Source organism: Leptodesmis sp. (assembly GCF_052746595.1).
In genome coordinates, this window is sequence record NZ_JBRAGO010000030.1 from 33,861 (window position 1) to 42,711 (window position 8,851).

8 protein-coding genes are annotated in these 8,851 nt (G+C 50.1%); 3 read left to right on the forward strand and 5 right to left on the reverse strand.

Annotated elements, in window-relative coordinates; translation table 11 throughout:
* Window positions 1–5: 5 nt before the first annotated feature.
* The 3 genes from ACUVQO_RS08870 to ACUVQO_RS08880 form a co-directional block, all read right to left on the reverse strand.
* Window positions 6–2,066, reverse strand: a complete 2,061-nt coding sequence (locus ACUVQO_RS08870) for a DUF11 domain-containing protein (protein WP_445925528.1) — start codon at window positions 2,064–2,066, stop codon at window positions 6–8.
* Between the two features lie 157 nt (window positions 2,067–2,223).
* Window positions 2,224–2,751, reverse strand: coding sequence for a phycobiliprotein lyase (locus ACUVQO_RS08875; protein WP_445925529.1), 528 nt, complete (start codon window positions 2,749–2,751; stop codon window positions 2,224–2,226).
* 108 nt (window positions 2,752–2,859) lie between these two features.
* On the reverse strand, window positions 2,860–4,002 hold the full coding sequence (locus ACUVQO_RS08880; protein ID WP_445925530.1) for a hypothetical protein: 1,143 nt from the start codon (window positions 4,000–4,002) through the stop codon (window positions 2,860–2,862).
* Between the two features lie 313 nt (window positions 4,003–4,315).
* On the opposite strand from ACUVQO_RS08880, the gene ACUVQO_RS08885 reads away from it, so the two are divergent.
* Window positions 4,316–4,885 (forward strand): 5-formyltetrahydrofolate cyclo-ligase, encoded by a 570-nt coding sequence (locus ACUVQO_RS08885; RefSeq protein WP_445925531.1) that lies wholly within the window; start codon window positions 4,316–4,318, stop codon window positions 4,883–4,885.
* A gap of 79 nt (window positions 4,886–4,964) precedes the next feature.
* Here ACUVQO_RS08885 and ACUVQO_RS08890 read toward each other — a convergent pair whose 3' ends face one another.
* Complete coding sequence (locus tag ACUVQO_RS08890) at window positions 4,965–5,396, reverse strand: hypothetical protein (RefSeq protein ID WP_445925532.1); 432 nt, start codon at window positions 5,394–5,396, stop codon at window positions 4,965–4,967.
* Window positions 5,397–5,716: 320 nt separating this feature from the next.
* Here ACUVQO_RS08890 and ald point away from each other — a divergent pair, with 320 nt between their 5' ends.
* On the forward strand, window positions 5,717–6,805 hold the full coding sequence (ald, locus tag ACUVQO_RS08895; protein ID WP_445925533.1) for an alanine dehydrogenase: 1,089 nt from the start codon (window positions 5,717–5,719) through the stop codon (window positions 6,803–6,805).
* A gap of 55 nt (window positions 6,806–6,860) precedes the next feature.
* Here the strand turns inward: ald and yidD are convergent, their stop codons facing one another.
* Complete coding sequence (yidD, locus tag ACUVQO_RS08900; protein WP_445925534.1) at window positions 6,861–7,100, reverse strand: membrane protein insertion efficiency factor YidD; 240 nt, start codon at window positions 7,098–7,100, stop codon at window positions 6,861–6,863.
* A gap of 96 nt (window positions 7,101–7,196) precedes the next feature.
* Between yidD and ACUVQO_RS08905 the strand changes: the two genes are divergently transcribed.
* The gene (locus tag ACUVQO_RS08905; protein WP_445925535.1) at window positions 7,197–8,606 is read left to right on the forward strand and encodes an aldehyde dehydrogenase; all 1,410 of its coding nucleotides are present in this window, start codon (window positions 7,197–7,199) and stop codon (window positions 8,604–8,606) included.
* Window positions 8,607–8,851 lie beyond the last annotated feature (245 nt).

An 8,851-nucleotide genomic window follows, 5' to 3' on the forward strand; every position in this document is an offset into this window, starting at 1 on the left:
ATGGTTTAATTTACTCGTACCCGGAAGCGAATAAACCCGAAGTTACTGCCTGCAGTATTAGAAACCGTGCCTAAGTTGACGATCGCGGCTCCATTGGGATTTGTCTGAATGAGGCAGGAGTTGTTATTCGGTAAGGGAGCCAGAGGGGTAAAGAAGGTGCCCACCGGAACTGGATCAGCATTGCCATTCTTCAACTGCAGGCTATCGGGAATAAACGTGGTACCACCAGGAATCAGGTCGCAAATACTGACATCCAAGGCTGGAGTCGTACCGTTAGACAGAAAATAGACTGTATAAGTAACCTCATCGCCACTCTGTACCGGATTTGTGATGGGCAGCGTAATAATTCCAGCCAGGGGAATTTGTGCCCAACCGGAATCATCATCATTAGCGGCTGCTGGATCGTTGATCACCTCTTCAAAGTTCACTCCTGGCAGCGTCGTACCACCACGAGTGATATTGGTAATCCGTTTGACCAGCAGCAGATTAGCCGCACCTGTACCACCCCCTTCCCCAATTCGCGTGATTTTCAGCACCGTTCGCGGCTGGGGAGTGGCGTCGGCTTCTGGAATTCCCTCGCTTACAGCCTGTTGGCGAATCCGCTGATCCATAAAGGAAATACCAACGATCGTGGTGTTATCTATGGGAGGGGCACCCGGTCTGGGCGTCACACACAGGTTCAGATTCCGGGTGCCTCCAAAAGCCGCGAGGATGCCCGTATCCACAGCCCCGTCTCCATCGGTATCGGTGAGGACAGTGGTTCCATCTGCATCGCGGAATTCGACCGTGTAATTGGGATCCGTGCCAGTGGTTGAGAGGTTAATAATATCAGTGGTGAAGAAAAGGTTGGTAACTGAGAATGGGTGACAAACGGTTTGTCCAATTTGGGTTGTCTGGTCTGAGGGTGGCGTAATGATAAAGTTCCCGGCGCGAGTAGGAGGGCTAACCAAAAGGGGTAACTGCTGCCCAGGATTGGGTTGAGTGCCACTATTCACCTCCAACAGGGACTGATTAGTGAAACTACTACCGTAGCCATTCAATCGAATGCCCCAACGTCCGGCATTGGCCAGACCAACCACTGGCTGCACGTCCCCACCTGTGTTTAGCGTACTACTGACGCCATTCCAGACGGCGTTACCAGAAACCGTACCAGGAATTCCAGTCACTGTGGGACTGCTGTAGGTAATGATGTTGTTTTCCCTACCAGGATTAACGGCAGCATTACTACTATCCATGTCGAAGTTACGGATGAGGAGATTGCTAGTTCCAGGACCAACCAGGAAGTAGAAGTTAAAGGTTTGAGCAGCAAGAGTCTGATTGTTTTGAAAGGTACCCTGAAATTGACCGAGCAAAAGGTTCTGGACTCCGCTCGCGACAATCCGAAAGCCATTGTCGTCGTTATTGAGGGTTAGGTTAAAAGGGCCAGTGTAGCCCGCGATCGCATATTCTCCTGTTTCACTGGTAATGATGTACGTCCCCGGTTGGGTAACGGGCGGAAATTGAATTGTGCGACCAATATCGGCAGGGTTTGTTTGCGGGGTCAGGGTCTGGGAGTCAATAACCGCACCATTTGGATCCAGCAACCGAAAGCGGGTTGGGTCATACACGGGGTCATCAGGCCCAGCACTAAAGGGGAAGACAATGCCATCAACCTCATCAAAAGAGCCGCCCGTTCCCGCATCTTGAACCGTGACGATGATAGATCCCCCCGCTGTCGCTAAATCTTCTTGAGTAACAACCATCACATAGCGGTGCAGGCGGTTGGGGGCCGGGTTTGTCGTCCGGTTTGCAAGAGGATCGGTCGGCAAGCATAAGTCCGTTGCCAGGTTCCTCTGAGATCCTCCTGGTGTGGCCCGAGCATTCCCGTTAGTGGTGTACCAGTCTCCCACATTGGCACAGCGTCCTGGAGCACTGGTTTGAAAAGTAATAGGAACACTAAGGGACGGTAAATATGTCTGAGCAAAAGCTGGCTTTAATCCTGCTCCCAATGCTGCCAGAGCCAGTCCACCAGTAGACACACCCAATCTGACCCACGCTGATGTAGCAACGGAGTTAAACCGTTTCACAACACGCCCTCCTCTTACACCAACAACTGCAGGGGCCATACCCAACAGTTATGTTTTACCGAATAAAACTTACCAGGAATTGGGGTGAAATTGTGTCAGGAAATTAAATTTTAGAGCGTAGTATAGCTAACTGATACTTATTTATTTTCTCTGCAACTTAATTTTCTGCTGGTTTCGTCACGCCCATGCGAATCTCGGAACAGAAGGAAGCAATATTTACACCATTAGGTTGCCGTAAGATGCGAGTTCGCAATCTTAAATTGGGACTGGCAAACCAGACTCGCTCCTCGGCATAGAGACTTTCTGACTTGGTGATCAGAGTCAAGGCATCATCGGTTCCCATAATGTAGCGGCTGGCGACGGCCACCTCAGTAGAGCCACTATCTCGTAGTAGGGTTCCCTCTTTTGCCTGGCTGGAACTGGAAACTGGAACCATGACAGTAGAGCCGGAATATTTTTTTTGTTCCAACTCCATTGAGCCATCCCAGCGAATCCGAACGCCACACAGTGCCTGGGAGGGATCAACGTTGCTTTGTTCACACAACCGGATAACGGCTGGGTCAGTGGCGCTCAAGGCTTCAATATATAAATCTGACCGACCTCCGGATGAAGCTTTGGCGGCTAGATTACTGCGTTGAGAAAACCACTTACCGTTACTCAGTTGAAAGAACTCTACGATGTCCATTGATTTTACTGTCTTAGATGGGTATGCAGCCTTCTATTATCGCAAGTTTCGATCGCTTCCCTGGTATGAGCCTGATTGGCAAGTTTTGAATTTTAAGTTTTGAGTATTCTAAGTTAGCAAAGCAGTGCCCAAATGGGCCGCGATCGCGCTTCCCACCAGTACAAACATCAGCATTTCTGCCGCCACCCAAAGTAGGGGACTGGAGCGCCAGGACTGAATTCGTAAGCGACCAGACGGCAGGAAATAAACCTCGAACCGGGCAACAGACGGTTGTTTTCCATGCATAGAATAAGCTTCGGGAACCGTCAGGCTGGGGAGAGGCGTTTGGTTAACCTGTTCTATGGCTGGAGGATTAATCGGGGTGTAACCGACGATCGCCCCACTCTCGGTTACGCCCACCCGGTACATCAGCACTTCTTCATTCAAATGCTCACTCGTCCATGCCCGATTTAACTGACGCTGGAGCTGCTTCTTCAGGCTTTTCACCTGGGCATAATCCAGCATTTCGGGCGCTTGAGCGACAGGGCACGCCGGAACTTTTAACCGTTCGGGTCGGGCTTGCTTATACAAGGCGCAGAAGCCAATGGCCTGAGTAATGCCTAAAATCCCTGCCCCCAAAACGTTAGTGTCCAGGGTCAGATGGAGGGGGGAAGTCGGTAGCCAGACATTCAAGGTTGTCAGAGCCGCAGACAGAAGAACCGCCAGCGGGGGAATGCCAATCCACCAGAGATTAGAGCGGGTGTAGTAGCGCAAGCATAACCATTGCGTTAGTCCCAACCAGAGGGCGCTCACCGCCGCTAATAGCGATCGCAGTAGCGCAGAGGCGATCGGCACGGTTGCGGCAGGCAGCTTATTGGCCCACTCCATCACTGTTGGTTGACTCAGTACCTGGGCGAACCGCCCCCACCAGGATTCCAGCGTCAGAGTGAGCAGAATATATCCCGTTGTAGAGGCGAGAATCCACAACCAATCGGGCAGATAACGCCGCAACACCAGCCACTGGCAGGCACTTACCATCAGTCCAGACACCAGACCCGTCACAAAAATTGCCAGTAAGCCCTGGTGCTGCAACCCTAGCAGATTGGGAACGGCATGCAACACCAGGCTGATCAGAAACCATCCCAAGCCGGTTGCCAGCACAAACAGCATCGTAAACCGGGAGCGCTCAAAGGGCGGGATCAGTAATTGTTGAGCAGGGGTATGAACAATAGTTGGCGGAGTTAGGAGGATGGGCGAGCGCATCATAGTCATAGACCAGCAATCAGAATAAACAGTTGGTCAAAAACTGTACACCATTTGTCAAGTTTGTAACAGCCTCTAAAACACTCTGTAAACTTAGAACTGTCTGAAGGTAGGATGGCTGGGTAAGATGAGAGTTTGTAAGATGGAATAGAGGGCTTATTGCGAAGCGAATAGCTAAAAAAGTTTGGAACGCGATCGCTACATGGATGTTGGACAAATTCGGGCCGCTGAATCATCGGCGCATTTGAGAACGAATTGGAGCAATTGAAGAAAACTATTGGATAGCTATTCAGAAGGCGTTGAATGTAGTGTTGGGCTTTCAATGAATAAAGCAGAACTGCGAAAAGCACTGTTGCAGAAACGACAAGCGATCGCCCCAGAAGAATGGCAGCAGAAGAGCTTGCAACTTTGTCACCACTTGCAAAATTCCTCTTGGTTCAGGTCAGCCCAAACGATTTTGGCCTACTTTAGTGTTCGCCAGGAGCCAGACTTGGGCTCCCTGTTTGCCCATCCTAAAACCTGGGGCATATCTCGCTGTGTAGGCAAAGAACTGTACTGGCATCACTGGTTGCCTGATGGTATCTTTCCCTTGCAAATAGGGCCTTATGGTATCCTGGAACCTGATCCAGAGGCTCCACAGATCGCACCGGAGGCGGTAGATCTCCTCTTGGTGCCCGCGATCGCCTGTGACCATCAGGGATATCGATTGGGCTACGGGGGTGGTTTTTTCGATCGCCTGCTCAGTACTCCTAGCTGGTCTACCAAGGTAGCGATCGGGATCGTATTTGAGTCTGCCCGGCTGCCTAAGCTTCCTCGCGATTCCTGGGATTGCCCCCTGACCGCTGTATGTACCGAAGCAGGACTATTTTTTGAAAATAAGCTTGTTTCTTAAAAAATGCCTGCTTGAATTGAGCATTTTTGCGTGGTCAACCAAAACAGGCAATTCGTAACTCATACTTCAAAGTGCTTAACTAGAAAAGGGAATCCAGATCCAGTGCTTTAGAGCCCCCCCGTTCTAATTCGACCAGAATCTTACCCAATTGCGACCAGACTAGCAGGCCAATGAAAGCGGTGAGTGGGATTGAGATGACATAGGCCAGTTGAGCAGGAAAGCCAAAAATAGCCATGCCAGAAGACAAAAATATACACATACCCCCTGCAATTCCTAGAAAGGGGAGTAGCAGTTGAATACCTTGTAAAGTTGCCAGACTACGGGTAGAACGGCTTTTAGCCCAATTCTGAACGGATTGTTTTAAGACAGCCTCAAAAGCGGCACCAGACGTAAGACTTGCCAGAAAGCCAGCAATGAATAAGAAGTAAGGAGGGTCAGAAATATTATACATAGCAAAGCGGTAGAAACCAATCAGGGTGGAAGAGTAGCTTTTGGGGAAGGGAGGAAACAACTTTTCCTCTGCTCTTCACACTTTGAAATTCATAACTCTTCACATTAAACCTTACACCCTTTTGAGAGATATAGACTTGAGCGTTATCAGTTTGGCTATTTGCTGTTCGGCAGGCTTTCCATCGGTGAGGCTTACAGTATTTTTGCTTTTCTGGCTAATCCCGTCACAACGGCTTTAAAGGAAGCAGCTTAAGCTAGAAGCATAGGGGGCGGGAACTTTAGTGATGCTACTGCAATCAGTTAGGGATCCATCCTGCCTCTCTAGGGTCGGTTTAGTAACCTCCCTGCTACTCTCCTCGGATTTATCATTGTGAGGTTCAGATGGAAATTGGTGTCCCCAAGGAAACAAAGGATCAGGAATTCCGAGTCGGCTTGAGTCCCAGTAGTGTTCGGGCATTGACTGACCATGGCCATGCAGTTTTTGTAGAAGCCCATGCTGGTTCAGGGGCAGGTTTCTCAGATGAAGACTATATTCAGGCTGGAGCAACGATCGTCACGGAAGCCAAAGCGGCCTGGAACCGGGATTTAGTCGTCAAGGTAAAAGAGCCACTGGAACCAGAGTATGAGTTTTTGCAGAAGGGACAGATGTTGTTTACCTATCTCCATCTGGCCGCCGATCGCCGCCTAACTGAACACCTGCTGAACTCTGGCGCGATCGCGATCGCCTATGAAACCGTGGAACTACCCGATAAGCGCCTGCCTTTGCTGGCTCCCATGAGCGTGATTGCCGGACGGCTTTCTGTGCAATTTGGTGCCCGTTACCTGGAGCGGCAGCAAGGTGGACGGGGAGTTTTGCTGGGCGGCATTCCTGGAGTCAAATCCGGAAAAGTAGTGATTTTGGGGGGAGGTGTGGTCGGCACCGAGGCTGCCCGGATCGCTGTGGGCATGGGTGCTCAGGTTACGATTCTGGACATCAGTGTCGATCGCCTATCCTATTTAGAATCCATTTTTGGTTCTCGTGTGGAATTGTTATATAGCAGCACAGCGCAAATAGAAGCCACTGTCCCAGAAGCTGATCTGCTGGTGGGAGCAGTGTTGGTGTTAGCCCAAAAAGCTCCTGTGTTAGTTTCTCGTGAGTTGGTGAAGCAGATGCGCACCGGATCGGTAATCGTTGATGTGGCTGTGGATCAGGGAGGATGCATTGAAACGGTACGGCCCACCTCTCACTCCCATCCCACCTATTTAGAGCAAGGTGTGGTTCACTATGGAGTGCCAAATATGCCGGGAGCCGTCCCCTGGACTGCCACTCAGGCACTTAATAATAGTACTTTGCCCTACGTTCTGAAACTGGCTAATTTTGGGCTAGCCGCACTGGACAAGGATCCAGTTTTGGCCAAAGGATTGAATGTCCAAAATAACCACCTGATTCACCCCGCCGTGCAACAGGTCTTTCCTGATTTAGTGGGCTAGGGGCGAAAGAATCGATCGGATTGACAGCAATATCTCTCTATTGATTGACCGGGTATCAGCCTTTCTCTTCTGGGGAATTACACACTGGAGGAACGGGATCGTAGCCACCGGGATGAAAGGGATGACAACGGCAAATTCGGCAGGCAGCTAACCAGCTTCCTTTTAATACGCCGTGCTGATCAATAGCTTCGATCGCATACTGCGAACAGGTCGGCTGAAACCGACAGGTCGGCAGATATAGGGGCGAAATAAACGTCCGATAGACTTTAACTAAACCAATTAATACATGCTTCATAACTCTATTCTAGGGCTAGAGCAGCTTTTGACAGCTATTCTGGTCGTCACAACGGTAGGAGCGCAGGTTTCCGGCAATGCGTTAGAGTGACTTCAATTGAGTTTCACAAAACCAACGATGATTGCTCAAGCGACAGAAACCCCAATTTCCACCCTGCTTCAACAGCAGCGATCGTTTTTCAGCACCGGACAAACGAAAGACTTGAACTTTCGGTTAGCACAACTGCAACGGTTAAAGCAGGCTATTATTGATCGCCAGGATGCCATTCTACAAGCCGTGAAGTCAGATCTGGGCCGTCCTGCCTTTGAAGGCTACTTTGAAATTGGCACTTTAGGGGAAATTAACCTGGCGCTGAAGCAACTGAAGTCCTGGGTTAAACCTCGCCGCGTTGCTACCTCGATCGAGCAGTTTCCGGCCTCCGCCTGGATTCAGCCTGAACCATTGGGAGTGGTGCTGATTATTGGCCCCTGGAACTACCCCTTTCAATTGATGATTTCTCCGTTGGTGGGTGCGATTGCTGCTGGCAACTGCGCCATTTTGAAACCCTCAGAACACGCTCCTCAAACATCCACCGTGATCGCGGAGTTAATTCGCTCCACTTTTGATCTCAGCTATGTGGCTGTTGTGGAAGGCGATGCGGCTGTCAGTCAGGCATTGCTGGCCGAAAAGTTTGATCACATCTTTTTCACTGGAGGAACGGCGATCGGCAAAGTGGTCATGGAAGCGGCTGCCAAACACCTAACTCCAGTAACGTTGGAACTAGGTGGAAAAAGCCCTTGCATTGTGGATGCCGATACCAACCTGGAACAGACCGCAAAACGGATCGCCTGGGGAAAATTTATCAACACTGGACAGACCTGCATCGCCCCGGACTACCTGCTGGTCGATCGCGAGATTAAATCCCCACTGCTGAATCACATTAAACAAGCAGTGCAAGAGTTTTATGGAGAAAACCCGGCCACCAGTCCAGATTATGGCCGGATTATTAACCAGCGCCATTTCTCCCGCCTCACAACTTTCTTGAACAATGGAACTTGTATTCTCGGTGGGCAAGTCGATGAAACCAGTCGGTATATTGCACCCACAATCCTGGATGACGTGAGCTGGCAAGACCCAATCATGCAGGAGGAAATTTTTGGCCCAATTCTGCCCGTCCTAACCTATGACAGCTTAGATGAGGCGATCGCCCGCATCAACGAACGTCCCAAACCGTTAGCCCTCTACTTCTTTAGCCGGGATTCCCAAAAACAGCAGCAGATTTTGCAGTCTACCTCTTCTGGAGGAGTGTGCCTGAACGACACCATTATGCAGGTTGGAGTCTGGGGATTGCCCTTTGGTGGAGTGGGGGATAGTGGCATGGGCAGCTATCACGGTAAGGCGAGTTTTGATACCTTTTCTCACCAAAAGAGCATTCTGAAGCGATCGGCCTGGTTCGATCTGGGTTGGCGCTATGCTCCCTACAAACCAGAACGACTAAACCAAATTAAACGAATTGTGACGGGATAGATGAGCCACTCGTCTTAGGTCATTCGTCCTTCATTTGCTGATAAATGACCAGGGACAAATGACAGAGGGCAATCTTGTCTAAGAACCTGTTTGTAAATGAATATTAAGATGCAGGAAATATGCTCTGGGATTGGATCCTCCCTAACCCTCCTTAAAAAGGAGGGAAGCGAACCAGAATACCTGAAGTCCCCCTTTTTAAGGGGGATTCAGGAAGATCGAAACATTGGTTTAACTATTGAGGGGTT